This window comes from Clostridium sp. BNL1100 (assembly GCF_000244875.1).
Classification (GTDB): domain Bacteria; phylum Bacillota; class Clostridia; order Acetivibrionales; family DSM-1351; genus Ruminiclostridium.
In genome coordinates this window covers 1321629-1347872 of the sequence record NC_016791.1, presented here as the reverse complement: position 1 = coordinate 1347872, position 26244 = coordinate 1321629, and the positions used below count along the sequence as shown (strand labels likewise).

The 26244-nt window shown below is 34.1% G+C and carries 41 protein-coding genes; 8 read left to right on the top strand and 33 right to left on the bottom strand.

Going from position 1 to position 26244, the window contains the following annotated elements; genetic code table 11:
• Window positions 1-20 precede the first annotated feature (20 nt).
• The 25 genes from CLO1100_RS05640 to CLO1100_RS20650 all read right to left on the bottom strand — a co-directional run bounded on the left by CLO1100_RS05640 (window position 21) and on the right by CLO1100_RS20650 (window position 13677).
• Complete coding sequence (locus CLO1100_RS05640) at window positions 21-1745, bottom strand: terminase TerL endonuclease subunit (protein ID WP_014312794.1); 1725 nt, start codon at window positions 1743-1745, stop codon at window positions 21-23.
• Complete coding sequence (locus CLO1100_RS05635; protein WP_014312793.1) at window positions 1742-2209, bottom strand: phage terminase small subunit P27 family; 468 nt, start codon at window positions 2207-2209, stop codon at window positions 1742-1744. Before CLO1100_RS05635 ends, CLO1100_RS05640 begins: the two co-directional genes overlap by 4 nt.
• Before the next feature lie 115 nt (window positions 2210-2324).
• Complete coding sequence (locus CLO1100_RS20670) at window positions 2325-2537, bottom strand: hypothetical protein (protein ID WP_157833833.1); 213 nt, start codon at window positions 2535-2537, stop codon at window positions 2325-2327.
• Window positions 2538-2752: 215 nt separating this feature from the next.
• The gene (locus tag CLO1100_RS05625; RefSeq protein WP_014312791.1) at window positions 2753-3247 is read right to left on the bottom strand and encodes a hypothetical protein; all 495 of its coding nucleotides are present in this window, start codon (window positions 3245-3247) and stop codon (window positions 2753-2755) included.
• A gap of 230 nt (window positions 3248-3477) precedes the next feature.
• Window positions 3478-4116 (bottom strand): tyrosine-type recombinase/integrase, encoded by a 639-nt coding sequence (locus CLO1100_RS05620; RefSeq protein ID WP_014312790.1) that lies wholly within the window; start codon window positions 4114-4116, stop codon window positions 3478-3480.
• A 249-nt stretch (window positions 4117-4365) separates the two neighbouring features.
• Window positions 4366-4779, bottom strand: coding sequence for a sigma-70 region 4 domain-containing protein (locus CLO1100_RS05615; protein WP_014312789.1), 414 nt, complete (start codon window positions 4777-4779; stop codon window positions 4366-4368).
• Window positions 4780-5132: 353 nt separating this feature from the next.
• Window positions 5133-5342: a hypothetical protein gene (locus tag CLO1100_RS20440; protein ID WP_014312787.1), complete on the bottom strand. Its 210-nt coding sequence runs from the start codon at window positions 5340-5342 to the stop codon at window positions 5133-5135.
• A 39-nt stretch (window positions 5343-5381) separates the two neighbouring features.
• Window positions 5382-5546, bottom strand: coding sequence for a hypothetical protein (locus CLO1100_RS20665; RefSeq protein ID WP_187288907.1), 165 nt, complete (start codon window positions 5544-5546; stop codon window positions 5382-5384).
• A 280-nt stretch (window positions 5547-5826) separates the two neighbouring features.
• Window positions 5827-6021: a hypothetical protein gene (locus CLO1100_RS05610; RefSeq protein WP_148265061.1), complete on the bottom strand. Its 195-nt coding sequence runs from the start codon at window positions 6019-6021 to the stop codon at window positions 5827-5829.
• A gap of 19 nt (window positions 6022-6040) precedes the next feature.
• Window positions 6041-6580 (bottom strand): hypothetical protein, encoded by a 540-nt coding sequence (locus CLO1100_RS20660; RefSeq protein ID WP_014312785.1) that lies wholly within the window; start codon window positions 6578-6580, stop codon window positions 6041-6043.
• A 1-nt stretch (window position 6581) separates the two neighbouring features.
• Window positions 6582-7043 carry a YopX family protein gene (locus CLO1100_RS19955; protein ID WP_014312784.1) on the bottom strand — a complete coding sequence of 154 codons (462 nt, stop codon included), beginning with the start codon at window positions 7041-7043 and terminating at the stop codon, window positions 6582-6584.
• Window positions 7030-7296: a hypothetical protein gene (locus CLO1100_RS05595; protein ID WP_014312783.1), complete on the bottom strand. Its 267-nt coding sequence runs from the start codon at window positions 7294-7296 to the stop codon at window positions 7030-7032. The genes CLO1100_RS19955 and CLO1100_RS05595 overlap by 14 nt, the downstream gene beginning before the upstream one ends.
• The gene (locus CLO1100_RS05590) at window positions 7286-7591 is read right to left on the bottom strand and encodes a nucleotide modification associated domain-containing protein (RefSeq protein ID WP_014312782.1); all 306 of its coding nucleotides are present in this window, start codon (window positions 7589-7591) and stop codon (window positions 7286-7288) included. The genes CLO1100_RS05595 and CLO1100_RS05590 overlap by 11 nt, the downstream gene beginning before the upstream one ends.
• A 6-nt stretch (window positions 7592-7597) precedes the next feature.
• Window positions 7598-7726, bottom strand: a complete 129-nt coding sequence (locus tag CLO1100_RS21215; RefSeq protein ID WP_278244397.1) for a hypothetical protein — start codon at window positions 7724-7726, stop codon at window positions 7598-7600.
• A 65-nt stretch (window positions 7727-7791) separates the two neighbouring features.
• On the bottom strand, window positions 7792-8037 hold the full coding sequence (locus CLO1100_RS05580) for a hypothetical protein (RefSeq protein ID WP_014312780.1): 246 nt from the start codon (window positions 8035-8037) through the stop codon (window positions 7792-7794).
• A gap of 25 nt (window positions 8038-8062) precedes the next feature.
• A complete protein-coding gene (locus CLO1100_RS20185; protein ID WP_083826363.1) occupies window positions 8063-8284 on the bottom strand; it encodes a hypothetical protein in 222 nt (73 codons plus the stop codon).
• Window positions 8285-8308: 24 nt separating this feature from the next.
• On the bottom strand, window positions 8309-9052 hold the full coding sequence (locus CLO1100_RS05575; protein ID WP_014312779.1) for a site-specific DNA-methyltransferase: 744 nt from the start codon (window positions 9050-9052) through the stop codon (window positions 8309-8311).
• Window positions 9053-9077: 25 nt separating this feature from the next.
• Complete coding sequence (locus tag CLO1100_RS05570; protein ID WP_014312778.1) at window positions 9078-9980, bottom strand: radical SAM protein; 903 nt, start codon at window positions 9978-9980, stop codon at window positions 9078-9080.
• Window positions 9977-10831 (bottom strand): DNA (cytosine-5-)-methyltransferase, encoded by an 855-nt coding sequence (dcm, locus tag CLO1100_RS05565; RefSeq protein WP_014312777.1) that lies wholly within the window; start codon window positions 10829-10831, stop codon window positions 9977-9979. The genes CLO1100_RS05570 and dcm overlap by 4 nt, the downstream gene beginning before the upstream one ends.
• Window positions 10832-11005: 174 nt before the next feature.
• Window positions 11006-11158: a hypothetical protein gene (locus CLO1100_RS20655; protein WP_014312776.1), complete on the bottom strand. Its 153-nt coding sequence runs from the start codon at window positions 11156-11158 to the stop codon at window positions 11006-11008.
• A gap of 3 nt (window positions 11159-11161) precedes the next feature.
• Window positions 11162-12109 carry a DUF4373 domain-containing protein gene (locus CLO1100_RS19950; RefSeq protein ID WP_014312775.1) on the bottom strand — a complete coding sequence of 316 codons (948 nt, stop codon included), beginning with the start codon at window positions 12107-12109 and terminating at the stop codon, window positions 11162-11164.
• On the bottom strand, window positions 12110-12370 hold the full coding sequence (locus CLO1100_RS05555) for a GIY-YIG nuclease family protein (protein ID WP_014312774.1): 261 nt from the start codon (window positions 12368-12370) through the stop codon (window positions 12110-12112). It abuts the gene before it with no gap.
• 2 nt (window positions 12371-12372) lie between these two features.
• Window positions 12373-13101 (bottom strand): hypothetical protein, encoded by a 729-nt coding sequence (locus CLO1100_RS05550; RefSeq protein ID WP_014312773.1) that lies wholly within the window; start codon window positions 13099-13101, stop codon window positions 12373-12375.
• The gene (locus CLO1100_RS05545; RefSeq protein WP_014312772.1) at window positions 13088-13483 is read right to left on the bottom strand and encodes a hypothetical protein; all 396 of its coding nucleotides are present in this window, start codon (window positions 13481-13483) and stop codon (window positions 13088-13090) included. Before CLO1100_RS05545 ends, CLO1100_RS05550 begins: the two co-directional genes overlap by 14 nt.
• A 23-nt stretch (window positions 13484-13506) precedes the next feature.
• Window positions 13507-13677, bottom strand: coding sequence for a hypothetical protein (locus CLO1100_RS20650; RefSeq protein ID WP_014312771.1), 171 nt, complete (start codon window positions 13675-13677; stop codon window positions 13507-13509).
• 62 nt (window positions 13678-13739) lie between these two features.
• On the opposite strand from CLO1100_RS20650, the gene CLO1100_RS05540 reads away from it, so the two are divergent.
• Window positions 13740-14057 (top strand): hypothetical protein, encoded by a 318-nt coding sequence (locus CLO1100_RS05540; RefSeq protein ID WP_014312770.1) that lies wholly within the window; start codon window positions 13740-13742, stop codon window positions 14055-14057.
• Here the strand turns inward: CLO1100_RS05540 and CLO1100_RS20645 are convergent.
• From CLO1100_RS20645 to CLO1100_RS05530, 4 genes are read right to left on the bottom strand one after another with little or no spacing between them, the layout of a single operon-like run.
• Window positions 14038-14184 carry a hypothetical protein gene (locus tag CLO1100_RS20645; RefSeq protein ID WP_014312769.1) on the bottom strand — a complete coding sequence of 49 codons (147 nt, stop codon included), beginning with the start codon at window positions 14182-14184 and terminating at the stop codon, window positions 14038-14040. The two genes, CLO1100_RS05540 and CLO1100_RS20645, sit on opposite strands and share 20 nt — an antisense overlap.
• Window positions 14185-14235: 51 nt before the next feature.
• On the bottom strand, window positions 14236-14484 hold the full coding sequence (locus tag CLO1100_RS05535; protein WP_014312768.1) for an AbrB/MazE/SpoVT family DNA-binding domain-containing protein: 249 nt from the start codon (window positions 14482-14484) through the stop codon (window positions 14236-14238).
• Between the two features lie 35 nt (window positions 14485-14519).
• On the bottom strand, window positions 14520-14687 hold the full coding sequence (locus CLO1100_RS20640; RefSeq protein ID WP_014312767.1) for a hypothetical protein: 168 nt from the start codon (window positions 14685-14687) through the stop codon (window positions 14520-14522).
• An 11-nt stretch (window positions 14688-14698) separates the two neighbouring features.
• Window positions 14699-14893: a DNA-binding protein gene (locus CLO1100_RS05530; RefSeq protein ID WP_014312766.1), complete on the bottom strand. Its 195-nt coding sequence runs from the start codon at window positions 14891-14893 to the stop codon at window positions 14699-14701.
• 267 nt (window positions 14894-15160) lie between these two features.
• Here CLO1100_RS05530 and CLO1100_RS05525 point away from each other — a divergent pair, with 267 nt between their 5' ends.
• From CLO1100_RS05525 to CLO1100_RS05510, 4 genes are all read left to right on the top strand, one after another.
• Window positions 15161-15451: a helix-turn-helix transcriptional regulator gene (locus CLO1100_RS05525; protein ID WP_014312765.1), complete on the top strand. Its 291-nt coding sequence runs from the start codon at window positions 15161-15163 to the stop codon at window positions 15449-15451.
• A gap of 195 nt (window positions 15452-15646) precedes the next feature.
• Window positions 15647-16639 carry a site-specific tyrosine recombinase/integron integrase gene (xerA, locus tag CLO1100_RS05520; RefSeq protein ID WP_014312764.1) on the top strand — a complete coding sequence of 331 codons (993 nt, stop codon included), beginning with the start codon at window positions 15647-15649 and terminating at the stop codon, window positions 16637-16639.
• 82 nt (window positions 16640-16721) lie between these two features.
• Entirely contained in the window at window positions 16722-17333 is a 612-nt protein-coding gene (locus tag CLO1100_RS05515) for an accessory gene regulator B family protein (protein ID WP_014312763.1), read from the top strand.
• Entirely contained in the window at window positions 17330-17872 is a 543-nt protein-coding gene (locus tag CLO1100_RS05510; protein ID WP_014312762.1) for a DUF5317 family protein, read from the top strand. Before CLO1100_RS05515 ends, CLO1100_RS05510 begins: the two co-directional genes overlap by 4 nt.
• A gap of 950 nt (window positions 17873-18822) precedes the next feature.
• Here CLO1100_RS05510 and CLO1100_RS19945 read toward each other — a convergent pair.
• Window positions 18823-19359 (bottom strand): helix-turn-helix transcriptional regulator, encoded by a 537-nt coding sequence (locus CLO1100_RS19945; RefSeq protein WP_014312760.1) that lies wholly within the window; start codon window positions 19357-19359, stop codon window positions 18823-18825.
• Between the two features lie 395 nt (window positions 19360-19754).
• Here CLO1100_RS19945 and CLO1100_RS05495 point away from each other — a divergent pair, with 395 nt between their 5' ends.
• Together CLO1100_RS05495 and CLO1100_RS05490 are read left to right on the top strand one after the other, a co-directional pair.
• Complete coding sequence (locus CLO1100_RS05495; protein WP_014312759.1) at window positions 19755-19934, top strand: hypothetical protein; 180 nt, start codon at window positions 19755-19757, stop codon at window positions 19932-19934.
• Window positions 19935-20124: 190 nt separating this feature from the next.
• The gene (locus tag CLO1100_RS05490; RefSeq protein ID WP_014312758.1) at window positions 20125-21354 is read left to right on the top strand and encodes a hypothetical protein; all 1230 of its coding nucleotides are present in this window, start codon (window positions 20125-20127) and stop codon (window positions 21352-21354) included.
• Between the two features lie 55 nt (window positions 21355-21409).
• Here CLO1100_RS05490 and CLO1100_RS05485 read toward each other — a convergent pair whose 3' ends face one another.
• Window positions 21410-22462, bottom strand: a complete 1053-nt coding sequence (locus CLO1100_RS05485) for an HD-GYP domain-containing protein (protein ID WP_014312757.1) — start codon at window positions 22460-22462, stop codon at window positions 21410-21412.
• A gap of 373 nt (window positions 22463-22835) precedes the next feature.
• Here CLO1100_RS05485 and CLO1100_RS05480 point away from each other — a divergent pair, with 373 nt between their 5' ends.
• Window positions 22836-23645: a metallophosphoesterase gene (locus CLO1100_RS05480; protein WP_014312756.1), complete on the top strand. Its 810-nt coding sequence runs from the start codon at window positions 22836-22838 to the stop codon at window positions 23643-23645.
• Between the two features lie 58 nt (window positions 23646-23703).
• On the opposite strand, the gene CLO1100_RS05475 is transcribed toward CLO1100_RS05480, so the two are convergent.
• Both CLO1100_RS05475 and CLO1100_RS05470 read right to left on the bottom strand, forming a co-directional pair.
• On the bottom strand, window positions 23704-25434 hold the full coding sequence (locus tag CLO1100_RS05475) for a phospho-sugar mutase (RefSeq protein ID WP_014312755.1): 1731 nt from the start codon (window positions 25432-25434) through the stop codon (window positions 23704-23706).
• Between the two features lie 91 nt (window positions 25435-25525).
• Window positions 25526-26218 carry a hypothetical protein gene (locus tag CLO1100_RS05470; protein WP_014312754.1) on the bottom strand — a complete coding sequence of 231 codons (693 nt, stop codon included), beginning with the start codon at window positions 26216-26218 and terminating at the stop codon, window positions 25526-25528.
• Window positions 26219-26244: the final 26 nt, after the last annotated feature.

Sequence of the window (26244 nt, the reverse complement as noted above, 5' to 3'; positions counted from 1 at the left end):
CTATTTGACATATTATTTTTTTAAATATCTTCGTCTCCTCCCCCATAAAAACTATTAATATATTCTTCTGTATGATACTTACTTGTGTTAACTTTAATATTGCTCCCTACGAATTCTGTATAGGCAAAAACAAGTACTACAACCATGTCAATCCTCTGTTTGTTTTTATCCTCTTTTATCAGCATTTCATCATCGCCTTTGCCCTTTGATGTACTCGCTTTGTTCATGTTCCAATCAAGCAATTCATTTTTAACATGTCTTGTTTTGCCATCATAAACAGCCTTTCTATATTCTTTAGTAGCTGGAGAAAGGTTCGTATAGGTTTGTTTCAGTAACACTACATCATAGTCCGCTGACAGTCTTTCCATCATTTCTTTTGCGTTTGTAGGGTCAGTTACTATAACCTCTATTTCACATTCGTATTTGACTTCTATATTTCGAATATATTCTTCAACGAGTGTATAATTAACGGTCATTCCTTTGTGAAGGTCACAATAACCGGCTTTTGCATATGCTCTATAATCAATTTTTTCCCTTCGACTTGCAAGGCTATCTTCCGGTAAAAATCCGTGTGACTTGCAATATATAATGTCTTCGTCCTCAAATTCAATCCCAACGGCAGTTAAATCTGTAGTTACCGATAAATCAACCCCTACTTTAACCTTTTTGCCTTTAATCCTACGTTTAAATTCTTCTTCAGTGATTTCCCACTTCTTCCAATGGTCCATATCAAGATATTTGTTAAGTTCATTGGTTTCAAGGAATACGTTAAAGTTTTTAGTCAGCAATTCTTCCTGTTCACTGGTTTTTATCTTGGCTATTTCCCTATCGGCTCTGATTTCAGCATAATTTTTTTCAACCCTTAATGGGTTAGCTTTGTATAGCCCTTCTTCTGTCCAAGCTTCTTCCCTACTGCAATAATACAGTAAGCAGAAAAGCTTTGGGTTTGGAGTAATACCCTTTAATACAGATCTGTCATATTCCAATTCATCCAACATAATGGAATCACTCTCAGCGTAGGCCGTAGTCGTCTGTATCTGGATAGGATTAAGAACACTTAATTGTCCTTTTCTCATCGCCTGTATGTTATCGTTTGTTGTAAAAGCTCCTACTTCATCTGCAACAAAACAGGCTGGTCTGATAGAGTTGTTTTTATTTGCCTTGCTTGTTCTCGGAATATAATAGCTGTTGGTAATTCTACACTTTATAACTCCTATTTCACTTTCAGATACAATAAAGTGTTTCTGGATTAAAGGACTTGCTTTTATCAGCTGGGCCATTGCCTTTCTTGTTTCCTTTGCTAAATCCCTGTCTATACATATACTGTAAAATTCGCTGAAATTTTGTTCAGTAAGCATTAATAAAAGAATTACCAGTGCTGCTATAAAGCTCTTAGCATTTTTCCTTGGTATAAATAAAACTACATCCCTGTACCTGAACTCTCTTTTATTTTTTTTATATCTCCATCCAAAGATTGCTGCAATAAATAAGGCTTGGAATCCCTCCAAGCCATTCAGTACCTGTTGACCTGCAACAAACCCTGTTGCATAATTAAACAGTTTTAACAGATTATTAATTTTTTTTAGTTTCTTTTCATCAAAGTAAAACTCAAAAGACTCATTATACTGGTTTTGATAGTAGTCTTGTACAAATATACAGCATTGCTTTTTTACTTCCCAGGTGGTGATCTCCCTACCTTCAATTACATCTTCACAATATTTTAATGCTTTATTTAAAAGAATCATTCCTCATCATCTTCCCTTAAGGCTTTTAATACAGGATCTTCTTCCTTCTCTTTATTTTCTAAGGCAAGATTTCCAAGCTTCGCCCGTGATTGAGGGGATAATGATAATTCATTACAGCATCGGTATAAGTCTTTAGAGTATTTGTCCTTTGTACTCATCAGATCTTTGTTAAGAAGGCTGCCAATATTTTTATTTATTATAGTTTCAATAGTCTGTAACCGGTCAACGGCAATAGCACAAGTTGAAAGTATGTAAACATCTAAGTTTGTCAATATGCCTGTTCTTTTCAGTTCCTCTATTATAAACCTATATATTTTTTTTTGGTTTTCAGACAGGTATTCCGGAGGAATATGTATTTTGTCATCCAAACTTTTTATGCTTTCCTCTGCAGCTTTCCTCGCTTCAATTTCTTCTTTTGTACTATGTCTGCTTTGACTGTCTACCACCTTGCATGGTCTGCTCATATTTTCACCTTTTTTTTCTCCGAGTTCAAACTTTCATTTTGGGAATTTTATTCGACTGAGAGAGCCACTCGGGTGTTGCAACTATGACTAAAAACTTTTTCCTATCCCCCGGGGTCTATACATATTTTTTTTGATACTCTGTTAGCAAAGCTCTCAGTTTGCTTTTTACTTCCTCGGTGTAGTTGATGTGGTCTATGCTGTTGTGGCAGGCATGGCAAAGAGGTATCAACTCTTTCACATCCAAGCGTTTACTGAAATCAATTCTAATTGGTGTGATGTGGTGAACTAAATCACAAGCAGTTATTTCATCATTATCAAGTAAACACATCAAGCATAACCCATTGTATTTGTTTTTAATGTATTGGCTTAACTTATCCCACTCGGGACTATTATAAAACTCTGTATACTTTATATTGTCCTGATTGTACCTTACTTCTTTATCATACCGTTTATATCTATCTTTCCTACATTCACACTTACTGCCTTGTATTATTTTCTTGCCACATGAACACTTGGTATATATCGCAATCCTTTTCACCTTCTTTACAAGCTTATAGCTTTTGAATTGACTTCCTTTTCTTTAAGCTTAGTAAGCTTTTTATTGTTTTCAACTCCATGAGGATCTTCTTTCCACTGTGATTTCTCTCTGTTGTTAAGCCAGTACTTTTGTGCTGCCAAATCAGGGCCTTTATACTTCTTAACTTCACTTATAACAACCGACTCTTTTTCAAGAATAGTAGTTCCATCTTCAGCTAACTCTTGGCACTTAACCTTTGTAGCTACTTCTTCCCAGTAAGTATAACCAACAGCAGTCTTGAATACTGCCTGTTCTACTCTTTGATTCTTTTTATCTTTTCCTTCGGATATAACTGCCTTTAAATCATCATTTGTGGCTTTATATTTTTTATATGTTGAGTATCCAACTCCTAACTTATCAGCTATTTCTTTATCGGTTTTATTGTCCTCAACCATTGATTCGATAAGCTTTAAACTACTATCAATTATTTCTTGAACTGACTTAATTGTTCTCACCTCCACATGTAGACTTGGCTCTATACATGAGTCTCTATGTTATTTTTTAAGCATTTTTTATGCAATGTCTTTGTAACGCTTAAATATCAACACTTTGAACCACTTTTTTGAGTGCTTTGTAAATCCGCAATAACATATAGGATTACGGATTTTATTTTTTATTGCATATATTGTAGTTATTTTTTATAGCATTGGAAATAAGTATGTCTTAACTAATTGCGGATTTTAAATTAAAATTATAATTTTCTTCCTGCTATTTTTGCTGCTGACTCTTTAACATCATCATCTAATCCGAGATATCTTTTTGTTACCTCAACACTCAAATGTCCGAGTGCAATTCTTACGTATTCAAGGTTGTTTGTTTCTTCAAAAAGTCTTCTTGCATACGTTTTTCTCAGACTGTGTCCGGTAATGTTTTTAAGATTTATTTCATTGTCATCTGCAACTTTTTTTAATATATCTGAGTATGCTTTTTCACTAATATGTTTGCTACCTGAACCTTTTTGGGAAGGAAAAGCATATTCGGACTTCTTTTTATTTTTTATGTACTTTTTAAGAATGACCTCAAGTTGCGGAACTATATCATGTTTTCTTTTTTCAGGAATTTTTTTTGAAGATTTAGGACTTTTTCTCATGTGAGTTTTCCAAGCGTTATACTGCTTTTTTTCCTGAATCTCAAAATATCCTTGCTGTAGTGCTGTCTGAATGTCTGATATAGTCAAATGTATAATGTCCTGAATCCTATATCCTGTTGCAATATCTAGCAAAAAAATAGTAATGTTTCTTTCTGCCCATTCTCCGCTAATTTCTTCAAGGCGATATTTGAAACGATCATAATGACTTTCCGGTATTGGTTTAGCAGGCTTTTTATTCATATAACTTTCCCCTGCCTGTCTGTATTTTGTACTTTGCACATTTAGGAAAGATACAAAACCATTTGCCTTCTCTGAATGTGCCCCAAACCCATGTTGCACATATAAATTTATATTTGGCCATGAAGAGCACACCCCTTTTTAAATAAAATAAAAACAACACCAAGGTATCCGTCCCTGATGTTGTTTGTGTCCCTGAATAAATCTATATAATTTTTGATAGTACAATTATATATTGTATTTAAGCGACAATCACCGACAACTTTTTGACCATCTTTCTAGTCTTCTTTCAATAGTTCTGCTTGTCCACCCCATTTGTTCCCCAATTTGTTTAGATGATTTTCCGTCAATATATTTGTACATTAGTATTTGCCTTAGTTCGCTGTCAGGTATGTTATTGTATATGTAATCTGTAATTTTATCTTTAGTATCAACCAATTCCTCCAACTTTTTATTGAGTCTGTTTTCTATTTTTTTTACTTTCCTAAAAAAACTATTATAATCATATCCTTCAATTTTGACTTGATGAGCGATATATGGAAAAGAAACGGTTGAACCAGTGACAGCATCCTTTCTGTATTCAGGTGCTATTTTTTTTAACTCTTCTTTTATTTGTTTTATTTCTTTTTCAATTTCTATAAATCTGCTTAACTCCTCTTTATTCATAGGCACCTCCTTAATCTACGTATTACGTGAATTTCGTTCTATTGTATCCGTATTATGGAACGTTTTGTTCTTTATGTATGATATCACATTACAGATAATAAGTATATAATTTATATTAATTACTTGTATCCCATTCCTTCATACTCTCTGTAATATGAGCTATTAACTTTCCCGCAATGTTCACAAACTATATAAATTCTCTCACCAGAAATAGATTCATACTTGCTTGCTTTTTTTGCTTGAACAAAATTATGTTTACAAAATAGTTGTTTAATCCAAGATTTTTTCTGTATCATATATCTCTCGACTTTCTGCCTTATTCAGTACGTAAAATATTCAAAATGCGCACGTACTCAGTCAATTCCTTCATGTTTAAGAACTTCAACATAAGATGCTTTCGTTCTCCACACCCCATGACACTTTAAGCAAATAATAGTTGACCTATCACTATAATGTTCAGCATATTTGGGATGTTCAAAAGCCGAATGGTTATGCCTATAATGCCTTATTCTCCAATTATTTTTATCTTTGCTTTCACACGTACATGCAATTCCACTGCTCATAAGTTATCATTCCTTTCATCACAGCATATTCGTATCACGCTATAAATTACCGGCTTTCTTATCCTTTGCAATTGACTGTCGTATACTTTTGTAATATCGAAGTCTACAGCCTTTGCAGCAATATAACTGGTCACTTCTCACAGGGCGGAACTTTTGGTTACACTTTACACAATAGTTGTATTCCTGCTTTCTTTTCCTTCTCATTTCTATACCTCACTTGTACGTAATAGACTAACATCAACCTGTATTCAAATTGTGTATTACTGAACTGGACACTTTTGGTTCTTTTCTTTTTTAATTTTTAGAGGACACCATACAGGACTTGTCTTTGGCATACTACCATCCCATTTAAAAGTCCAAAAATGATACAACTCACATTTATATGAATCCCAACAGCGGGAGGGTGTATATAAATATTCACATTCACTACATTTTTTCATATTTTAATTCCCTCGCTTCGTACGCAATAGACTAATTTACTGAACTATCTCCTAACAAATTTAAAGCACCATGCTTCATCATGTACTGCTCTTATTTCCCCATCTTCATCAACGTAAACCGCATCAATAAATTTTGCCTTTCTAAATCCATCTTGTGGTGATTCTGTAAACGTTGGTATGATATCAATCACATTAAAAACTTGTTCCCCATAAATCATTTTGAATCCAGTCATGTCCATAATCCTTTACACCATCCTTTCAAATCACCTTACCGCCGTGTTTATACGGCCTTGTTTTGTTGTACATATGCTTGATTTGTATCACGGCATCCATATCAATCTCATTTCTTTCACAATAGCTATAAATCTGCTCAACTAATCCCTTTAGCCAAGAATTTTCATATTCTTCTAAAGCTTTAGATAAATACATGTGGTAAGCAGCAATCAAATCTCCAAAATTATTAAGCACCATTACAGATAAATGACATGAGTCCAATTTATCAATATTGATACCTTCCCTGCCAAAATAGTCCAAAATCCTTATAATGCAATCTGCCAGTTCTACTGCAATTCCTTCTGGCTTTTTGCAGCATTCCGTGACTGCACCAGCTACATATCCACCACCACTAAAATACATAGGTAACTTCCTGATTCTGTCTGATGCATTCCTATACTCTTCCAAAGCCTCTGACAGCTCACTATGGCACAGTGCAATAATTTCACCGAAGCTTCTATCCTGCTTCCACCAGCCATGCTCTACAGCGTTCTGGTGTACTTCTTTTGCTAAATCATTTAACAACTCAATCACTCTCCTTCATCAGTTCGGGGTTGTCGTGTATGTTGCTGATTACGGTAAATGAGCAAGGTGAATGGGATGGTAAGAAGAATTCTTTCCCTTTAACTTGACTGTCGATTTTACTTTTGATACCTTCACAGTAAAACCCAACCATTTTTACATCTTCAGTTACTCCCTGTTCCTCACACCATTCTTTTAAAACTACTGGTGTAAATTCTCCAAACTTAACAATAACTGTCATTGTTACTGTTTGAACTATATCATCCTCAAATACCTCAATACCGTTCTTGTCGTGCAGGCCCGTGTATTGAAGTAGCTCTATTTCATCCATCAAAAACACTTTCTCTGGATATTCATACTTATTACTTTCTGATAAATCCAAACATACCGAATTGCTCCATATTGTTATCACAGGAAAAACTTCTTTTGTAGCCTTAATAACTGCCCTAAATTTAATCTCCCTCAACGTCCTCACTCCCTCCATTAATTACATCTAGCCATTTATCTATACATGGTAAACAGGTGTAGCATGATACAGGCTTTCCGTCCATAAAACCGGTTTCTAATAGAGCATATTCACCTATGTCAATTTCTTTATTACAACCACCCATGCACTTATGAGGTTTTCTACACTTTACAACCTTTTCTTTGCGGTTTACTAAGTCCTCGTCTCCTTCATAAAATCCACTATTTATGTAATCCTCTGGCTTATACTTCATTATTGTCCTCACTCCCTCTCTGCTCCTGTATCTCCAACTCTATCAACGTCATAAGGCAGTAGTTTGCCATATCCTTCAAAGTGTCTTTTAAACCTTCGTCAGCCACTTTATTTTCTACCCCAGTAGAGAGTGCTTTTATCCGGTTAAATTTATCGTACATACGGGTTACAGCCGATATCACACCCAACTCCTGAAACGTTTTGCCGAAGCTGTCACCGTAGGCTATGTTTTTAGCCTTGTAGACTTCGTTTAGTTCATCGCATAATTGTTTATGTCTATCAAATTTATTTTTCAAGTGTCATCACCCTTTCTTGATTTCATCATCGGTCATTTTGTCCATTTCTTCGTAAGCATCATTAACTCCGGGTTCAAATGTTTGGCAGTAACCGCACTCATCAATGTGGATACTTTCTTCCTGTAAATTCCTCATACAGCAATCCTCAAAATAGTGCTTACAAGTGCTTCTTTCACACATCATATTAATTGCCAATGTCCTCACTCCTTTCTTCTGATATAAATTACAGGTAAGAAAACCTTAAATAATTTATATAACCCAATAACAAGTAGTAATGGTGCCGTTATAAACTGCCACAGTGTTTCAAATAACTCTTTTAATTCGGTTTTTGCTAATTTAGGCATTCTTGATGGTTTATTGATAAATATATAAACATCCTTAGATATTTTTTTATGTGGAAATATCTTTACAAAAGATTCTAAAATATTTGCATCAATCTTTTTCATAGCACCTAACTTTCCGGCCTCTGGCCTATCGCATCAGTTCTCCACGTTTCAATTGCCCTGAACTTGTAATGTGGTGCCTCATAACACCGTTTTTATATCCCAGCACCTTATCAGAGTGTTTCTCTAATTCTAAAATGTGCCGGTTGCAAGCCACTTCATCGTATTTTGGTTCTTCGTATCTAACAATTCTTATATGACAACGCCTGCTTTTACAAAATAAACATTGGTCTTTTCTCAATAAACTCACCTCGCACTTCCTCTATATTCCGTACTAAACTAAACTTAACTGTGCTACCGTTCTGTGTATTCTCTCTTGAGCAACATCAAAATAATGTTTGTCAATTTCAAAACCTATGTACTTTCTGTCAGTGTTTAAACAAGCTATTGCAGTAGTACCGCTCCCAATGCAATTATCAAGTACTAAATCCCCTTCATTTGTGTAAGTTTTTATTAAGTATTTAAATAGGTCTACCGGCTTTTGGGTTGGATGCAAAGACGAATTTTGAGTGTCTGTAGAAAAAACCTGAATACTTCGTGGATATCTCTCTGTTGATTCATAAGTATAGTCATTTTTCATTTCTCCATACACATCAGTCTGCAGATTTTTAGAGCGATAAGACTTTTTGAGGTTGTGGCCTTGTGTTTTTTGCGGATTGTATGTACATTGTTTACGGTAAAAAACGCTAATAATTTCATGATTTCGCATTGGTTGTTTTTTTGCATTTAAAAATCCCGTACCTTTTACTTTATCCCATATCCAATCATATTTATAAAGCTTTAAATTACTAAGCCTTAACATACTGCTAAATGGTTCACAGCCCGTCAAAACAATTGCACCGTTATCTTTTATAATTCTTTCGTACTGTTCCCACAATGGCTCAAACGGTATTACATTATCCCATTTACATTGAGTAGTACCGTAAGGCAAGTCACACAAAATCATATCTATAGACTTATCATCAATGTCTTTCATCCCTTCCATGCAGTCCATGTTATACAGCGTGTTAATCTCCAAGTTTTCACCTCCTCTATATTCCGTACTAACCTAACTTGCAGTTATAGTCCTCAAACTTCTCACAGCTTAAAAATATGATCTTATTGTTTACCCACCGTTGCAGGTGCCTAACATTCTCCGGGGCATTTTCTTTGTCGTAAATCATTATGTATGGGTCATATCCAAGTTCCCTAAGCTTATACACCCGGTAGAGATCAAATTCAAACTCTGTTTCATAGTTCGTAAGTACATAAACCGCTGCTTTCCTTCTGTCAATTCCTGTTACTTTTTTGAAATTTTGTAGATTTTTCATTATCTGGTGGCTGTTCTTCTCTCGATCCCAGGCGAAATGAATCATTTTCAGCTTGATCCGCTTTATCAGGTCTATTGCTTTATCATCCATCAGTCGAATATCTAATCCCTGGGTAAAATCCACCCACGCCCTACTGTCGACAAGCTGCTGCAGTAGATTATATTTCTCGGACTTACAGGCTAACAGGTTCGGATCTAAGAGTTTTATTTCTTTCTGGCCTCTGTAGAACTGTCCTAAATCCGAAACCTGGCAGCTCTTGCAACCTTCTTTTTCCGGGACAATACAAAACGGGCAATTATTAGGGCAACCTCTGGTTAAGAATCCGTATGCTTCTTTGTATTGTTTATACAGGCTAAAGTCAGGGCACATATTTTCTATTTCTGCCGGGAGTTTATTTTTAAGGTCGTACCCTGTGCCACCCCAAATGATTTCATCAGCCTGTATACAGGTATCATAGTCTGGGGTAAAAGTGAAAACCTTACTCATGTAAACCCTGTCGTATGTATCAAGACTATGCGCCCACTCAACCTGATCTCCTTGCTGCTTATGATATGCTGATATTTTCATCAGTGCCAGATTCGGGAAGTTATGTCCGTCAACGTCTATAAGTCCGATTTTCATGTGTTTATTCTTCACCTTCTCCCTATCCCCCGTTCAATATCTGCTATGGCCTTCAGTATTGGATATACCTGTTGCGGTACTACGGCATTTCCAAGACATTTAACTCTGTCCATCCCATTGGGAACCCCATGAAAATTTCGCAGTAATTTGGGTTCATATTCGTTGCATCGTTCAACCCATCCCTCAACGCTTCCGATACCCTGTTGCCGTGGTAATCTTTGCTGCCATAATACCTTTTCTTCGAAACTCCTTTGTATTCTGTTGCCGTCAATGTCGGTAATAGTGCTAATGCTCTTGGTAGTGTCATTGAATGCATTGATTCTATGTTTTGCTGAGTACTTTTTAATTTCCCTGTGTATATATCTGCTACTGTCAATGTTGGCAATAATAAACACTCTATCCCTCCGATGCGAGGCGTTTTGGGAACAAGCCGGAATAATAAACGTTTGCGTGGAGTAGCCTTGACTTTCCAAGTCAGATAACACTTGGTCGAGTGCCATATCGATGATTCCAGCAACATTTTCGCCAATAAACCAAGTGGGCTTGAGTTCTGATATAACTCTAAGCATTTCCGGCCAGAGGTAACGGTCATCTTCTTTGCCTTTTCGCAGCCCGGCATTACTGAAAGGCTGACAAGGGAATCCGCCGCTAATAATGGTAGTTGTTGATAATCCTGTTTTTTCTTTAAAGCTTTCTGCTGTGACACTTCTTATATCCCTCCATCTTGGTACGTTAGGCCAGTGCTTTTCTAACACCTTCGTAGGATAATCCGCCCATTCGCACTGCCCTACTGTTTCAAATCCGGCCCATTCTGCCGCTAAATCTATCCCGCCAATACCGGTAAATGTGCTAAAATGTGTAAGCATATTTACTATTCTCCTTATTCTTGTTCTTCAAATAATTCACCACACTCTAAGCACTCATAAATTTCATTTTTCATCATGCATGTATCATCAGAACCGCATTTCGGACATATTGGATTTGGTATTGTACTCAAATAACTCACCTTCTTTTGGTGCGTAATATTTTGCTATTGTTTACTACCATGTTCCGAAATTCCCGTGTGAAAAGTACTCACTTTTACCATCTTCATTCGCCTTTATTTTTTCATTGAGTGCTTTTCTACGTCTTTTCTGCTCTTGCTTTTTAGATGTTAATTTTACAAACTCAGCCTTACTCAATTTTTTTAACATCTCTTATTTTGCTCCTTTCGTATTATTGAAAAAGTTTTCAAAGTAACTGTCTTCATAATCCCTTTGTTCAAAATTCCCTCTGTTAGATGCCTGTGAAATATTAATTTGGCTGTATCCTTTTGACTTTGATTGAATATATAACGTGTCGTATTTATCTCGAAGTTTAGAAGCACTTAGTATGTTTGAACGCCAAAAACTATCTTTTTGTGAATATGTAATCACTGCTCTGATTTCATCAGCGGTATGCTTGTCCAGTCTGAGCATTTTATCAATTTCACTAGCCCAACTTTGTAGCTTGTTGGAATCAGGGACTCTTGCCTTATCGTTATTCTTTAAAATATAAGACCTCAATTCTAAAGCTAATTTGTATTGAATATCATCGGACGAAAATTCGGACGATATATGTTTTTTATTTAATTTACTTTCCTTTACTTTACTTTGGGGATTATTAGGCGGTTTTATTAAATTAATCGGAGGATTAACTGTTTTAATCGGAGGATTAATCGAATTAATGGTAAGCTTTTTAAGAATACCGTCTGTAAATACTTTTTTATCAGATGTATCTACTAGCCAGTAATCTTTTATAATAGTGATATTTTGGCGTTCAGAAGCTGCCTTTATAAACCTTTTCTGAATGCCTGATGAAGTTAATACATTGAACATGTTAAATACTCCATCATCGAATATGGAACGTCTAACACACCCTTGTAAAACTTCTTGTATGAATTCGGGATTACAACCACAACCGACACCGTCAGACATCAGGAAGCAATCGTCATTATCCCATTTGTAAAAGTATCCGTTACTTTTATAAACTAATGCCAGTAAGGATATAAGGACTAAAATACCTTTTGCTCCGAATTCAATTTTAATAAGCTTAACCTTTTTATCCTCCAAGAAATCCACATCTAGCGGAAAGTAATCAAGTGATTCCTTGAACGGTCTTGCCATTCAATTAACCACCTCCCCTCTGCAAATTGGACATAAGCTGGAACTCTTTTTACGGTTTTTCAGTTTTCTCTCTAGTTTTCGATCTCCTTCCCATGTTCGGGCAACTGTAAATTTTATTCCGGCAGAACTTGCAACCTTCAATAGTCTTGCACCTTTTGCCGTTAATTCATGTTCGTGAAGTCGCCTGTCAAGGTTATCGGTGAAACCAATGTAATGCCTTGCATGTTTGTATGGTTTGTCAAAATGAAGTAAGTAAACCAAAATTATGACCTCCTATAACTTGAAGTTGTAACCTCCGATAAATCAAATAATGTTAGTTGCACTGGAATATTATGGCTAACCGAATCATTCTTAGGAGGTTTTGAGTCAATTAAACTTTTAGTTATAGAGTTAACTTGACTCTTAGAGTGAATATAACTTCCTACTAATTCGACCCTACTTTCAAAGTCTTTAGCCAGCAGTGACTTATTTATTTTTTCAGCATACCAATTTTGAATCAAGTAACCATTAAAACTAAGAATATGAAATTCCCTGTCACCAATTTTAAAAACTACTCTGCTGTTACATGGCCCTTCAATCTCAACATCATCACCTGGTAATTGCTCAAAAAAATCCAAACTTGTCCTAAATGGTATAGTCCTTGCTGTAAATTCATCCGTAATTAGTTTTATGTTTTCGGAATCAAGCTTATATGACCATGTATTACTGGATCTTGTGAGTATCGCAAACGGCATTTTATAGCATGTAAGATATAATTCAGTCTTAGAATCTGTTTTAGCCTGTGGCTTTTGAAAAGGAACAAATCCCTCCGGAAGTCTTCCGTATTTCAGAGGCTCGAAAATGTTCGTATTTTTACCGTAAAAGCAAATTCCTGCCTCTAACTTTTTCCTGTACGTGCAATTTACTAACAAAGGATCATCGGCGTGTATACAGGCCCATGCGTCAGAGCATTTCATAAAAGACGAGCAGCAGTCAAACCTATCCTGTGGCACTTCTACCACCTCGCATTTCATTCCAATATTTCTTGTGCCTTTCGTAAATCTCACGATCAGCTTCTGTTTCAATCAGAAAAGTCTCTTCCAACACCCGGGGCATTAGTTCGTAATACTCCGGTATTGTTCCAGAATATGTCTCAATCGAATCAATACCACATTTGTAAAGTGATTCGTATACCAAAGGGAATCTTTCTTTGTAAACATCTTTGTACAACAATGCTTTTTGTGATGGATAGAATGTACACGCCAAAATTTTCAATGAAAGACAATTACGAATGCTATAGTTTATATCTATTATTTGAGCAATATATTTCGATTTAAACTCAGTCCTAGCAGTTACTATGTCTCCGATTGCTATAGAAGCTTTAATTCCAAGCATAAATTACTCCTTGACCAGGTAGGTCAAACCTTGTAGAATGTAAATAGGTTAATTTTTTTAGCGCTCAAAAATGAGGGCTTTTTCTTTTTTATAAGCCTTGTTACTTGACCATTGTCAATCTCAACTTCATAACCCATCTGCATAACTAACAGACAGTCATTTAATGTAACTGGCTTTGGCATTATTTTTTTCATTCATAAATTCTCCTTTACTGTAAAAATTTGTGATATAATTTCCCATAAAAGGGGGTGTAAAATTGATTATCGAATCAACCAAAAGCATTGATAGCAAATATACTGGAAATATAGTTCTTAAATCAAATTCATATTTAAAGGTAAGTGGCATGGTTGCTGGTAACATAACTGTTGAAAACAATTCCACTCTTGAAGTTTCTGGCATGGTTACCGAAAATATATGCATTGAACCAGAAGGAAGAGCTGATATTTCTGGAATGGTTAATAAAATTACTAATCAAGGATATTTAACTGTTTCTGGTGTTATAGGACACCTAGAAAACCATTCTGAAAATATTTGCATTAAACCAAATGCTATAGTCAATGGTCAAAAGTATTAGGCTTATTTTCATTTTGATAATAGTTATTATTAACTACAGTAGGCCGTTCTTGGAGTTGCAGCTCCAGTTCGGCTAGTTTCTTTTCCAATACTTCAATACGGTTTTCAAGTTTGTTTTTCTTTTTCATTGATTGCTTCTTCCTCCTTTCGTTCACATTTAACACCATAAAGCTTTTAAATTAATCACACCCCCTTGCTAAATCCTTCAAGCAGTTAGGACAAATATTTTTGCCCTTATATGACTGAACATCTTTTGCATTTTTACAGAAGATACATTCGGGTTCGTATTTCTTAAGAATTATTGTTTGTCCATCCACAAAGACTTCTATTGGGTCTTTTAAGTCAATATCCATTGTTCTACGAATCTCAACTGGTAGAACAACTCTTCCCAGATTGTCGACCTTTCTTACAATTCCAGTAGATTTCATACTATGACCTCCTTCCTAAATACATTTTTTCGTTTTTAAAGAGACTTTAATCGACCATCGTTTTTATCACCAGTCGTTTTTAAAATGTGAATTAATAATTTTATTGCCGCATCTTCTTGAGCGTTTGAAAATTCAATTTCCCCAAAATCCTCAGTACTACCATCTGAATATAAAACTGTTTTTTTAGGTATTGATAATGACATTTCAAATCCCCCTATCTTTCTGTACAAATAGATTCATCTAATCCAAGCAAAGCAAGTATTTTTGTTTTTTGTTTTTTACCTGTTCTATTACCTTTTAGAATATCTATCAGGTAACATGATGATATCCCCATCTCTTCCGCCAACTTGTTCACTGTCATATCTTTATCTATAAGTGCCTTTCGTACTTCTTTTTCAAAAACAGTCATTGTGTAGAAACCTCCTTTCATGAAAATGTGCTTAAAATTTGCTAATTTTATTGACAGACGGTTAAAAACGTATTATTATTATTTGTAGCAGATTATTTTCGTACAACAAAGCATAAAAAATAAAACTTGCCGGAAACTATATCTACAAGTAAATATGCTGTGTGTTTTTGCTGTTCAATTTAGCTTGATTTTATTATAGACGATTATTTTCGTATTGTCAACTCGAATATACGATTTTATTCTGCCAGTACTTAACGAGGTGAATATATGTCGACCGTAGATAAAATAAAAGACTTATGCATATCAAAAGATATTACTCCTACTGAGCTTGAACGTATACTTGGATTTGGAAAAGGTGTAATAAGAAATTGGGATAAAGTTTCTCCTACATCAGACAAATTAAAGAGAGTAGCTGATTATTTTAATGTAACAACAGATTACTTACTGGGGCGTTCTGACCAAAGCAAGATTGTTTACGATGAAGAATTAACAGAAGATGAAAAAACCGCTGTAAAAGCTTTTCTTGATACATTTCGTAAAATGAAAAAAAGTAAGTAACAAGCATTTTTAGTAAGACATAACATCCCATAGTCTGTCTTCTACTATTTAATCTAGAATAAAATATTAATATTACAAAAAATTAAGGAGTAGTGCTCACCGTCCAAAGTTAACACTACTCCCAAACGTCCTATGATAGGAACAAGATAATTATATCTTGTTATTCTTTTTCATGCAACACGAAAGGGGTATAATATGTTAAAAGAAGATGTAATTATCCGTATTTTGAGTAAGGCAATTGTGTTTCTTTCCCATGATGAGTCAATTAAACTAAAAAATATAATAGAAGAAGAATTGTACAATTATGAACTACATCAGATTGAAAAATCTATTGTATCTTACGAGGGTATTTCTGAAAAAGTAGTTCTTTTTATTACAGCAAAAAAGTTGGAAGGGTTATCAAATACTACTCTTAAAAGTTATTCCCACCATCTCTTAAGATTCTCCAAAACAATTCAAAAAAGAATTGAGGATATTGATACGATGGATATAAGGCGCTATCTTGCACAGTATTCTTCTACGGGTATAAAAAATACTACTTTGAATACAGAAATAAGTATTCTAAGAAGTTATTTTAGTTGGCTTGAAACAGAGGACTATATTTTAAAGAATCCAATGAGAAAAATCAAACCGACAAAAAAGGAAAAGCGGATCAGGAAATCATTATCTCCGGAGGAATTAGAAATGTTAAGGTTGGCATGTAGGACACAAAGAGAAAAAGCCTTAATAGAATTTTTTTATAGTACAGGTTGTCGTCTTGACGAGGTTTATAAATTAAATAAAAATGATATTAACTGGAATAATGAGACCGTTAATGTTATTGGTAAGGGTAATAAAGAGAGAACAGTATTTCTAAATGCTAAAGCAAAGGTCCACCTCTGGAAGTATTTGGAGTCACGCAAAGATAAAAACGACGCTCTTTTTGTTATCTCTAGGCAACCATTTAACCGGTTAGGACATAGAGGTTATCAAAAGATATTCAATGAATTAGGAAAACGAGTCGGAATAATCAAATCTGTTCATCCTCATTTATTACGACACACTACAGCTACAACTGCGGTAAACAACGGTGCAAGTATCCAATCCGTTCAGAGAATACTTGGAAATAACACGCCCGCAACCACTCAAATTTATGCCGATCTAAATATTGAAGAAATTCAAATGAGCCATAAAAAATATGTTTCTTAAGGTTTTAGTTATTATAAATATTTAAATGGTAATGATTTTGCTATATAATTGCATTATTAGTGCAATTATGGAGCGTGAAATTATGAAAATAGTCCAGAAAATGTCATTTAGTAGTGCTAATTTTCTAGTGAGCCATTTGCAAGAGAACCATCAGAAAAGAACTGAATACTATTTCGGTTTTCAAATGATCTTTCAAAGTATCCTAAAAGTGTTTTTACTATTAATATTTGCTTTATTATTTGATACTCTTCAATCTGTTGTTTTTATTATTTTATCTTTCACAACACTTAGATTTACTGCAGGTGGTACACATATGGGCACATACTTTAAATGCTTTTTAATTACAATATTAACCTTTTTACCTTTATCAATATTATGCAGGTACTTTAGTTATTTAGTATATGGACAATCTGGATATGCCATTGGAATATTTATCTTTACTATATCTGCAATTTCTATTTTCTGCTATGCTCCTCAGAATAGTCCTTTAAATCAATTGACTTTAAAAAGAAAAAAGACTCTTAAAATTTTTTCTTTGATTATATTGTTGTTTTGGTTTGGGTTTTCTATTAAATTACATATCGAATCAGTATTATCAATATATACAGGTATTCTTCTAGAAATAAGCTCTATTACTCCTATAGGAGATTCATTTTATAAAAAAATAAATTCTATTGGCGGAGGAAACAAATGATTGAAACTGTATTGCTCGCTTTATTTGTTGCTAAAATAAAAGGCATGAGTATTAAAAAAATCTTTAAGAAATGGGAATTTTACCCTGTTTTTTTATGTTCTTTAATATATATTTTTTTACAGATTGGAATGTTTAAAGGAGAATATTTCTTATTAACTTATACAAATGTTTATAAGCTTGTTTATTCAATTTGCATATTCTTTCTTATTTATAGATTTAAAATATATAAGCAAGGCTTTTTGGGAATGGGATTAATGTTCTTGGGGATGGTGTTGAATGAATTTGTAAAGTATTTTAATAATGGGAAAATGCCAGTATTCCCCTCACTATCCCTTAAAACCGGTTATATCAGTTTAGATACGCTTAATAGTGTGGATGGCTGGCACGTTCTAGGGAATAACAAAACACATGTTAAATTCTTGTCTGATATTTTTGATACGGGATATTGTGTTATGAGCTTAGGAGATATTTTAGTGAGAGCATTTGTGTTCATTGTACTTTACTTTTCATTTAAAACAATAAAAAAAGGAACTGCATAAGGCAGCTCCTTTTTTTATTGTTTTAACGTTTTTGGAATCCTGGGTTGTTTCCACCAGGCAAATGAACCCTGTGCCATTACAAATGCTATTATACCTACTATCAAACTTAGTGGTATACAAATTTTGTAAAGAACCCTTTTCATTTTTATTCCCCTTTCTTCACGTAATTTAAATGTATTCTGTCTATCACATTAAGAACTATTTTATATAAAAACAAATTAAAAGGAGCCATACTTGTAATGAAAATGAAAATTATAATCTTCACTTGTATGTTTAAATTATTAAAACTGCAAACGTACAAATATATAATAATAAATTCAGCTACAATTATATAAATTATTGGTAATATGGAAAATGATTTTTTACAACTATATTGTGAAATGTTTTTGTTTAACCTTTGGGAATTCCAAAGTACAGTAATTACTAACAATTGTAAAAACCTATCAAATTGAGGAAATAGTATATTAACCCATTGGATTGTGAATAATTCTTTGATAGATTGGACTTTTAGTGTTTGCATTATTGGAGGTATATAAATTGCCTCTATGGAGTACAAAAATCCAAACATAATAAATACTTGTAAAAATGGTTTTTTAAACGAATTTATTACACTAACAATATTATAAATAAAATCTTTCTCTCGATTATAAAAACGAGATGTTCTGTAGATTATTTTCAATATAGCCGTAGATAAAAAAATACTTAATATAAAATAGGTTGCTATGTCGTGAATAAACCGTCTTCCAACAAATTGAATAGTGGAAAACATAGATACAACTACTAAAAGTTTTATAATATTTTGTTTTCTATTTTTAATATTATCTCTAAAAGGCAGATTAAGTCTGTCTCCAGTTAAAAGAAATGCCACATATATGCTAAATAAATTTTCTGGTAATGTAACTAGTAACAATTTAGCAATAGACATTTGATCCAATATTCTCACCTCTTATTTATTCTTTTGATTTTATTAACTCAGTAATTTTTAATAAGGCCAATACATTATCCGGGTCATATCCATTTGATTTAACAAACATAGCAAGGTTTATATACTTTTTATTCTCCTGGTTCTTGCAAAAATTAACATACTCAGAATCCTTACGCTCTTCAAAAAAAGACATAGGTAGACCATATTTTAGACATATTGAATTAAGTATTTGGGGGGATGGTTCTGTGTCATATACTACAATTTTCTCTATTTCATTAACAGGTTCACAAATATCCTGAGCAAATTCTTTAATAGTGTAATTTAACTTTTTAATTAAGTCTTTAATCTTTGTAATATTAACTTTTTCATCATCATCGGATATTAGAGTATCTATTGTTACACCAAAAAAAGACGAAATCTTTTTTAGTGTATCCAGGGAAGGATCTCGTTTACCAAGTTCAAATTGACCTACAGCCTGTGCAGAAATATCAAGTTCTTTTGCAAGTTGTGTTCTATCCATTTTTTTAAATTCTCGTAGCTTACGTAGATTTTCTGAGAACATAATATTACCTCCTTCCAATAAATATTATAAACTGTAAGTTTCTAATAGTCAATCCATTTTTTTACAAAACAAACTATTAGTTTTTTACTCTTTACAAAACCAAACCAATAGTTTAGTATATATATATTACATTAAATGTAATTAAGAGTAAATTTATACAGTACAAAAAACTTAGAAGGAGGTCGGTTGCTTGATTGTATTAAATTTAGTTAAACAAAAAGAGTGCCCATCCAACACTTGACGGGATAGGATAGACACTCTTTGGTGCAATACCATTCCGGTATCGCTATACATATTTTGTATGTAAATACGTACAAAATATATAGTATAACAAAATATTAATTATGTCAAAATATAGCGATGCCTCTCTGCAAAGTTTTTCATGGAGGTAAAACATGGATTCCAAAAAATATCAGCAAGTTAAAGAGATACTTCTAGAAAGCGGTATAGATTTCCTTGAAACGCCAAAAGACATAACATTAAATTTCTGCCTAAACTATAAAAATAACCTTCCAGAGCATTTGTACGCTATTATAACGGAAGTATTAAAAGATCTTTATAAAGAACAGGTATAATTCTAAATGGAGATAGATAGTTTAGATACCACTGGTGTCCCTTCATCCGCACCAAAAAAGAGTTTCACAATTGTGAAACTCTTTTTTTATGCCATGACATTGTATAAAAGTAATTTAAATTAAAAATTGACACATTTTGGTATATGGTATATCATGTCAAATAAAAATAAATACAACATGAGACAATAATATGAATGAAAGTATCTATACCAAGGTACAATTTATTGGTCATGTGTTAAGTTCCACCCCACTGTTAAAGGAATCTGTTGAGGAAATAAGCGATTGGGGAATTTATCTTGGCCTGGAGAATGATAAGGATGACATCGCCGCCCGTCTGCAACTCGTTTCTGATGTACTAAAACAGGTAATCAGCATTGGTGACATCAGCAAAGACCCTTCAACACTGAAAGTATTTGCATTGCCTGAATTCTTCTGGAGAGGGATTAAGGGTGCATATTTAAATTCACAAAAAGCAAACGATGAAATGTACATAAAAATCAGCGACGGCCTTATTAATATTATTAAAACCCTTGAAAAGCAATATGACTTCAGCGACTGGCTTTTCTTATTCGGTTCCATTTTAACTACCTTCGATATCCCCGACTGTATAACCGATACAGACAAAACCCTTTCCAAGGTTGGTGATGATTATTTAAACGTATACAGCATATTAAAAAAATCTACAAACAATAAAAGTATTCCAAAGGTCTCTCACTTGCTGAAAATCATCGATAAAAAAGTATCATCAGAAAACAACTATGATCAGGAACTTTCAGATTTACTGTGTGATGTATTGAGTATGAGCGACGGTTTAGCCAATAAAATGGTTTATAACAGATGTTTTATCTATTACAGGCAGAAAACTAATTCTATACAAAAGGAATTCAAGTCCAAAGAAGACTTTATTTTAAACAATCCTTCGGCTTCAAAAGGTATAGTTGAAATTTACCTGCAAACAATGGTTAACTACCCTCCTGTCTCTGATACTAAAAATCCTGTACAAACATTAACCTACTCTGCTTTTAACTGCGGAGGATTAAATATAGGTGTTGAAATCTGTCTTGATCATAGTAGAAAAAGACTTCTTGGCTATTTATCCGAGAAAAAGATAAAGGAATTGGATATCCAAATAGTAATATCCTGCGGCATGTCTTTGAGAAAGGATTCTGCTGCAACAAAACAAGGCGGCTTACTATTTAATTGCGACGGAGAATATGTTATAGATGGTGATGCTCAAAACGGAGAAAGCTGTCACTCACAGCTAAAGACTTTCAGTTTTGATGCAAGCTGTGGCCCGAGACTGTCTAACCATATTCCTGCTTCAATTGTTACAGATGTTAATGCTATGACTGGGGGGCATAAGCTTTTTCCTCATGGGCTGGGGCAAATACACGTTTATAATCCACAAAAAATAAAATAAATGTTTTTGATATTCAACAAGCAGAGATGACTTATTTTAAGTCTCTCTGCTTTAATCAACAGGATGATACAATAAAGTAATTATTGCAACTTTCCAGATTTATTTCTTCATATGGATATTTTGAAGTTCCATCAGAATTTACATTGAGTCTGACAATTGGAATATTAGACTTGTTTAACCCGATTACAATCCCCTTTTCCCCGCTGCTCATAGTAACCTCGGTGCCAATAGGATATGGCGGAATAACGTTAAGAAAGCAGCCTAAAATTTGTGAATCAAGGAGTAAATTATTAATAGATTCGAGATAATTTATAGCGTTAAACGTTCCTATTTTCTTACGGTATATTCTGTCGGAGGTCAAGGCATCAAATATATCCGTCACAGCTACTATCTTTGAATAAAGATGTATCTCCTCCTTATGCAAGGCCATTGGATAGCCTTTTCCGTCGCATCTCTCATGATGGTTCAATGCAACCAATGCAGACTTATCACTAATACCCGGTATATTTTTCAGGATATCATAACCCAGCTTTGAATGACGCTTTATTACTTCAAATTCGTCATTTGAAAGAGAAGACTTTTTATTCAGTATTTTTGTAGGTATGAGTACTTTGCCTATATCGTGTAAAAGTGCACCTACTCCCAGTTCCTGAAGTTCAGCCTGTCCAAGCTTTAGTTTTATACCTATTATCAAAGACAATATACAAACATTTACACTGTGAGAAAAAGTATAACCGTCAAAGGTCTTTATATCCATCAGATTAACAATTATTTCTTCGGAATCAAGGATATCATTTAAGATTTTATCTACGATTGAAATGATGTTTCCGGATGGTGGCATACCTTCTAAACTATACTTCTCCATAGTTTGTTTCATAAAATGGATGGCTTCCAACCTAGTGATGTCTCTTATTACATCTTTTACAACTATATCTTTTGAAAAATTATCCTGAATATACAATTCAGTAATACCAAGAGAGGCGATTTGTGCTAAGTGCGATGGTGTTAATACAGTTCCCGCATCAATTAACATTGATGAACCATCATAATATACAGCCTTCCCCAATGTCATTCCTGACTGGCAGTTTGAAATATTAATCTTTCTCATTGTTTCCTCTTCAGTCAAAAACCATGCGCTAAACCAGACATACCCCTTGGCATAACAGCTTCAGCATGGTCTTGATTTCTATTATTCCGGGACATTAAAATACAATCCGGAACCTTTGTGTATAATAATTGTAGAAACATTATCTAAAGCTTAATTACACTACTACCGAATTACGTTGTATTTTATGATTTGACTATTAATTAACCCCAGTTGTTACTTGATGTGACAAAAAGTAGTATCTACCAAAACAATTATACTTTTTTTCCCAATTAATATCAACAAAATTTTGTTTTATTTTACAAAGAAAATATTTTAGAATATACTTATTTATAACCTTACTTGGAAAAATGAATTTAATAAACAGGAGAAATTAATGAGTTACATTATAATAATAGGCATTGCAATACTTCTGCTGGTTTATATGCTGTTTGAAACCACCCTGCTAAAAAAGAATTATGTCAGTTTTAGTAAAAGTTCAAAAGGCCTTAAAATCGCACATTTATCCGATTTACATGTAAATCATATTCATATTAACAAGAAAAAGATAACAAACGCATTGAAAGAAGTTAATCCCGATATAGTTCTTATATCAGGAGATTATATTGAAACAGAAAATGATATTCCTAAAGCTCTGGATTTAATAAAAGCAATATCTGATATTTTTCCAGTATACCTTACACTTGGAAATCATGACCATAAAGCACTTCTTAATAAAAAGGAGGGTATAAAAGGCTTTATTGGCCAACTGGAACAAACTGGGGCTGTTGTCCTGAACAATGGGTGCAAAAGCATTTACAAAAATACTACTACTTACAATATTATTGGTATTGATGACTTGAAAAGGGGTAAACCTGATTTAGCTAAAGCATTCGGAAATATAGATTCCTCATCCGATAACCGCATTAATATTGTATTTTCTCATAACCCCGATACGGTACTTACATTATCCCAAAACAAAGCTGACTACTTTCTTTGCGGTCATTTTCACGGTGGACAGATATGGATGCCTTTTCATCTGGAGTTCAGAATTCTTAGAAGAGAACAGCTTTGCAAGATGGGATACAGGAGAGGGCTCCATAAAATTAACGGAATAATTGTTTATATTAACAGGGGCTTGGGTAATGTTTTGTTTCCCTTACGATTCCTTTCGGTTCCGGAAATTGCAGTAATCCAGTTCCCATAAATAAAAGGCCCTTAAAGCAGGTAGCAACACCTGTTTTAAGGGCTTTTTAAATTCTATATTATAAGAGTGGCTTTATAACATCAAGAACGCCCGCTTTAAACTTTTCAAGCTTATCCTGAGACAAATTCAATGTCTTTTCTGATACTCCATAATAAATCTTTATTTTAGGTTCTGTTCCTGATGGTCTTACGCAGAACCATGAACCATCTTCCATTTCAAAATAAAGAACGTCAGACTCAGGTAAAGTGATTTTTTCTGTAGCTCCGCTTGCTATAACATACCTTTCCGATTTCTGATAGTCCCTTATAGCTTTAACCTTGATACCACCAAATGCTTCATGTCTGGTATTTCTCATGGTTGTAAGGGCTTGTTTTATTTTCGTAACCCCGTCCTTACCCTCAAGTGTAAAGGAACTGATACCTTCTACAAAATAACCATACTTTTCATAAACATTTATAAGTGCATCATATAAAGAAATACCTTTTGCCTTGTAATAAGCAGCCATCTCAGCAACTAGCATTGATGCAACTACGGCATCCTTGTCTCTTACATCTGTTCCTGCAAGATAGCCATAACTTTCTTCAAAGCCAAACAGATACTTCTGTTTTCCTGTTTCGTCTCTAAGCTTTATCTGTTCACCAATAAATTTGAAGCCTGTGAGGACCTCAACCAACTCAATATTATTATAGTTGGCTATAACCCTTGCAAGTTCCGTTGTAACTATTGTTTTTACAACAAAGCCATTAGGAGGAAGCTTTCCTTCTTCTTTCATTGCAGTGAGAATATATTCCAACAGCAAACATCCGGTCTGGTTACCAGTCAGAACTGCATATTCCCCGTCATTTTTCCTAACAACCACACCTACTCTATCACTATCCGGGTCAGTTCCGATAATCAAATCAACATCATTTTCTGACGCAAGCTTGATTGCAAGCTCAAAGGCCGATCTTTCTTCAGGGTTCGGAGATTTTACTGTTGAGAACTGTGAATCCGGAAGTTCCTGCTCCTTGACAACTAACACGTTCTTAAAGCCGCTTTCTGCAAGTATTCTCCTTACAGGCTTATTACCTGCCCCGTGCAGTGGAGTATATACGATTTTGAAGGTATCAGCAACTTTTGAAACAGCATCCTTGTTTATTCTCAAATTCTTTAGCATCTCAATATACGCATCATCGATTTCACTGCCTATAATTTGAAGGAGGCCTTTGCTTATAGCTTCTTCCTTTGAAATAATATTAACTTTTGTAATGTCTTCAATCTTATTTATTTCAGATATAACAGCATTTGAACCGTCAATAGAAAGCTGTCCGCCGTCTTCTCCGTATACCTTGTAGCCGTTGTACTGCTTTGGGTTATGACTTGCAGTTACAACTACTCCAGCAGCAGCTTTCAGGTATCTTACAGCAAATGACAATTGGGGTGTAGGTCTTAATTCATCAAACAGGTAGGCTTTGATACCATTGGCACAAAATACCTTCGCAGCTTCCAGTGAAAACTCCGGTGACATAAAACGTGAATCATATGCAATTACAATACCTTTGTCCTGATTTCCCAGCTGGTTTATATAATTTGCCAAGCCCTGTGAAGCAACCCTGACTGTATAGATATTAATTCTGTTGGTTCCGGCTCCTATAATACCCCTGAGTCCTCCTGTCCCGAACTCAAGGCTTTTATAGAACCTGTCTTCAACTTCCTTGACATCGTTTTTTATGTTTAAAAGTTCATTTTTTGTATCTTGATCGAAATATTCATTATCCAACCAAAAGTTAAGTTTTGAAAGGCATTCCATTATTTAAGCAACCTCCTAAAAATTTCATTTGAGTATTAGTATATCATAAATGTAATCAAATTCAATGAGGATTAGAAAGTTGAATAAAAATCTAAGTTGTAAAAATTTTATTTATCTGCGAAAGCTTTGAAGCTATATAAAAGCTATACACGATATTACGCTTTATAAGCCTGTAGAAATGATTTAAGGTATATGCCACTTCATTTATAGCGCCTGATTTTTCAAAAAAATCTTCGGCATCAAAATTAACACCTGCAATAGGCTTATAGGCGTTTAAGCAACCGCTATAAGAAGCGTATTTTTCAAGAAGCATATGAATTTCGTCTGGAATAACATTTTTAGAAATACATGTATCCCATAGAACATTGCCCTCAACAAGAGTTCTTACTACAAATTCAGAGCATGTATATGCCTTGTAGGTATCAAATTTACACCCAAGTAAAACCCCTATTGCAGCTAAAGAATTGTAAATGTTCTCTTCACTGTCATTTTTTATCTTATATATAAACAATTTTATGGTTTCATACTGTTCTTCGGTAACAGGTATCCTAAATACCTTTATACAAACATCCGATTCCTTTCCCAGAGTAAACCTTTCCGGAAATTCTTTTACAAATCCGCCAACCAGAGGATTAGAAGCCCTATAGCGTGCAAACGAATACATCTCGTTCAGATTTTCCGTAAGGCTGATAGAGGAATGATTATAAAAGCTTCTGGTAAATACCCTTATTAATTTTCCCATCATGGTAGGAGTTGAAGATAATACAACATAAATGTTCTTCATATTTTCACTTCCTTATAGTACATTTT

Bases quoted from the DNA above. Each gene is read 5' to 3' on its own strand.
- CLO1100_RS20670 (WP_157833833.1), bottom strand. From the start codon at position 2,537: ATGTGTTTACTTGATAATGATGAAATAACTGCTTGTGATTTAGTTCAC.
- CLO1100_RS05510 (WP_014312762.1), top strand. From the start codon at position 17,330: ATGATTGAAACTGTATTGCTCGCTTTATTTGTTGCTAAAATAAAAGGC.
- CLO1100_RS20645 (WP_014312769.1), bottom strand. From the start codon at position 14,184: ATGAAAAAGAAAAACAAACTTGAAAACCGTATTGAAGTATTGGAAAAG.
- CLO1100_RS20665 (WP_187288907.1), bottom strand. From the start codon at position 5,546: ATGAGAAGGAAAAGAAAGCAGGAATACAACTATTGTGTAAAGTGTAAC.
- CLO1100_RS05495 (WP_014312759.1), top strand. From the start codon at position 19,755: ATGGATTCCAAAAAATATCAGCAAGTTAAAGAGATACTTCTAGAAAGC.
- CLO1100_RS21215 (WP_278244397.1), bottom strand. From the start codon at position 7,726: ATGAGGAATTTACAGGAAGAAAGTATCCACATTGATGAGTGCGGTTAC.
- CLO1100_RS05615 (WP_014312789.1), bottom strand. From the start codon at position 4,779: ATGAATAAAGAGGAGTTAAGCAGATTTATAGAAATTGAAAAAGAAATA.
- CLO1100_RS05475 (WP_014312755.1), bottom strand. From the start codon at position 25,434: ATGGAATGCCTTTCAAAACTTAACTTTTGGTTGGATAATGAATATTTC.
- dcm (WP_014312777.1), bottom strand. From the start codon at position 10,831: ATGCTTACACATTTTAGCACATTTACCGGTATTGGCGGGATAGATTTA.
- CLO1100_RS05580 (WP_014312780.1), bottom strand. From the start codon at position 8,037: ATGAAAAAGATTGATGCAAATATTTTAGAATCTTTTGTAAAGATATTT.
- CLO1100_RS05535 (WP_014312768.1), bottom strand. From the start codon at position 14,484: ATGAAATCTACTGGAATTGTAAGAAAGGTCGACAATCTGGGAAGAGTT.
- CLO1100_RS05470 (WP_014312754.1), bottom strand. From the start codon at position 26,218: ATGAAGAACATTTATGTTGTATTATCTTCAACTCCTACCATGATGGGA.
- CLO1100_RS05515 (WP_014312763.1), top strand. From the start codon at position 16,722: ATGAAAATAGTCCAGAAAATGTCATTTAGTAGTGCTAATTTTCTAGTG.
- CLO1100_RS05480 (WP_014312756.1), top strand. From the start codon at position 22,836: ATGAGTTACATTATAATAATAGGCATTGCAATACTTCTGCTGGTTTAT.
- CLO1100_RS05530 (WP_014312766.1), bottom strand. From the start codon at position 14,893: ATGACTGTTTTTGAAAAAGAAGTACGAAAGGCACTTATAGATAAAGAT.
- CLO1100_RS19950 (WP_014312775.1), bottom strand. From the start codon at position 12,109: ATGGCAAGACCGTTCAAGGAATCACTTGATTACTTTCCGCTAGATGTG.
- CLO1100_RS20650 (WP_014312771.1), bottom strand. From the start codon at position 13,677: ATGAAAAAAATAATGCCAAAGCCAGTTACATTAAATGACTGTCTGTTA.
- CLO1100_RS20440 (WP_014312787.1), bottom strand. From the start codon at position 5,342: ATGAGCAGTGGAATTGCATGTACGTGTGAAAGCAAAGATAAAAATAAT.
- CLO1100_RS20655 (WP_014312776.1), bottom strand. From the start codon at position 11,158: ATGTTAAAAAAATTGAGTAAGGCTGAGTTTGTAAAATTAACATCTAAA.
- CLO1100_RS05545 (WP_014312772.1), bottom strand. From the start codon at position 13,483: ATGCTTGGAATTAAAGCTTCTATAGCAATCGGAGACATAGTAACTGCT.
- CLO1100_RS05635 (WP_014312793.1), bottom strand. From the start codon at position 2,209: ATGAGCAGACCATGCAAGGTGGTAGACAGTCAAAGCAGACATAGTACA.
- CLO1100_RS05640 (WP_014312794.1), bottom strand. From the start codon at position 1,745: ATGATTCTTTTAAATAAAGCATTAAAATATTGTGAAGATGTAATTGAA.
- CLO1100_RS05595 (WP_014312783.1), bottom strand. From the start codon at position 7,296: ATGAAGTATAAGCCAGAGGATTACATAAATAGTGGATTTTATGAAGGA.
- CLO1100_RS05490 (WP_014312758.1), top strand. From the start codon at position 20,125: ATGAATGAAAGTATCTATACCAAGGTACAATTTATTGGTCATGTGTTA.
- CLO1100_RS05525 (WP_014312765.1), top strand. From the start codon at position 15,161: ATGTCGACCGTAGATAAAATAAAAGACTTATGCATATCAAAAGATATT.
- CLO1100_RS19945 (WP_014312760.1), bottom strand. From the start codon at position 19,359: ATGTTCTCAGAAAATCTACGTAAGCTACGAGAATTTAAAAAAATGGAT.
- CLO1100_RS05610 (WP_148265061.1), bottom strand. From the start codon at position 6,021: ATGGACATGACTGGATTCAAAATGATTTATGGGGAACAAGTTTTTAAT.
- CLO1100_RS20640 (WP_014312767.1), bottom strand. From the start codon at position 14,687: ATGTCATTATCAATACCTAAAAAAACAGTTTTATATTCAGATGGTAGT.
- CLO1100_RS05620 (WP_014312790.1), bottom strand. From the start codon at position 4,116: ATGAATAAAAAGCCTGCTAAACCAATACCGGAAAGTCATTATGATCGT.
- CLO1100_RS05485 (WP_014312757.1), bottom strand. From the start codon at position 22,462: ATGAGAAAGATTAATATTTCAAACTGCCAGTCAGGAATGACATTGGGG.
- xerA (WP_014312764.1), top strand. From the start codon at position 15,647: ATGTTAAAAGAAGATGTAATTATCCGTATTTTGAGTAAGGCAATTGTG.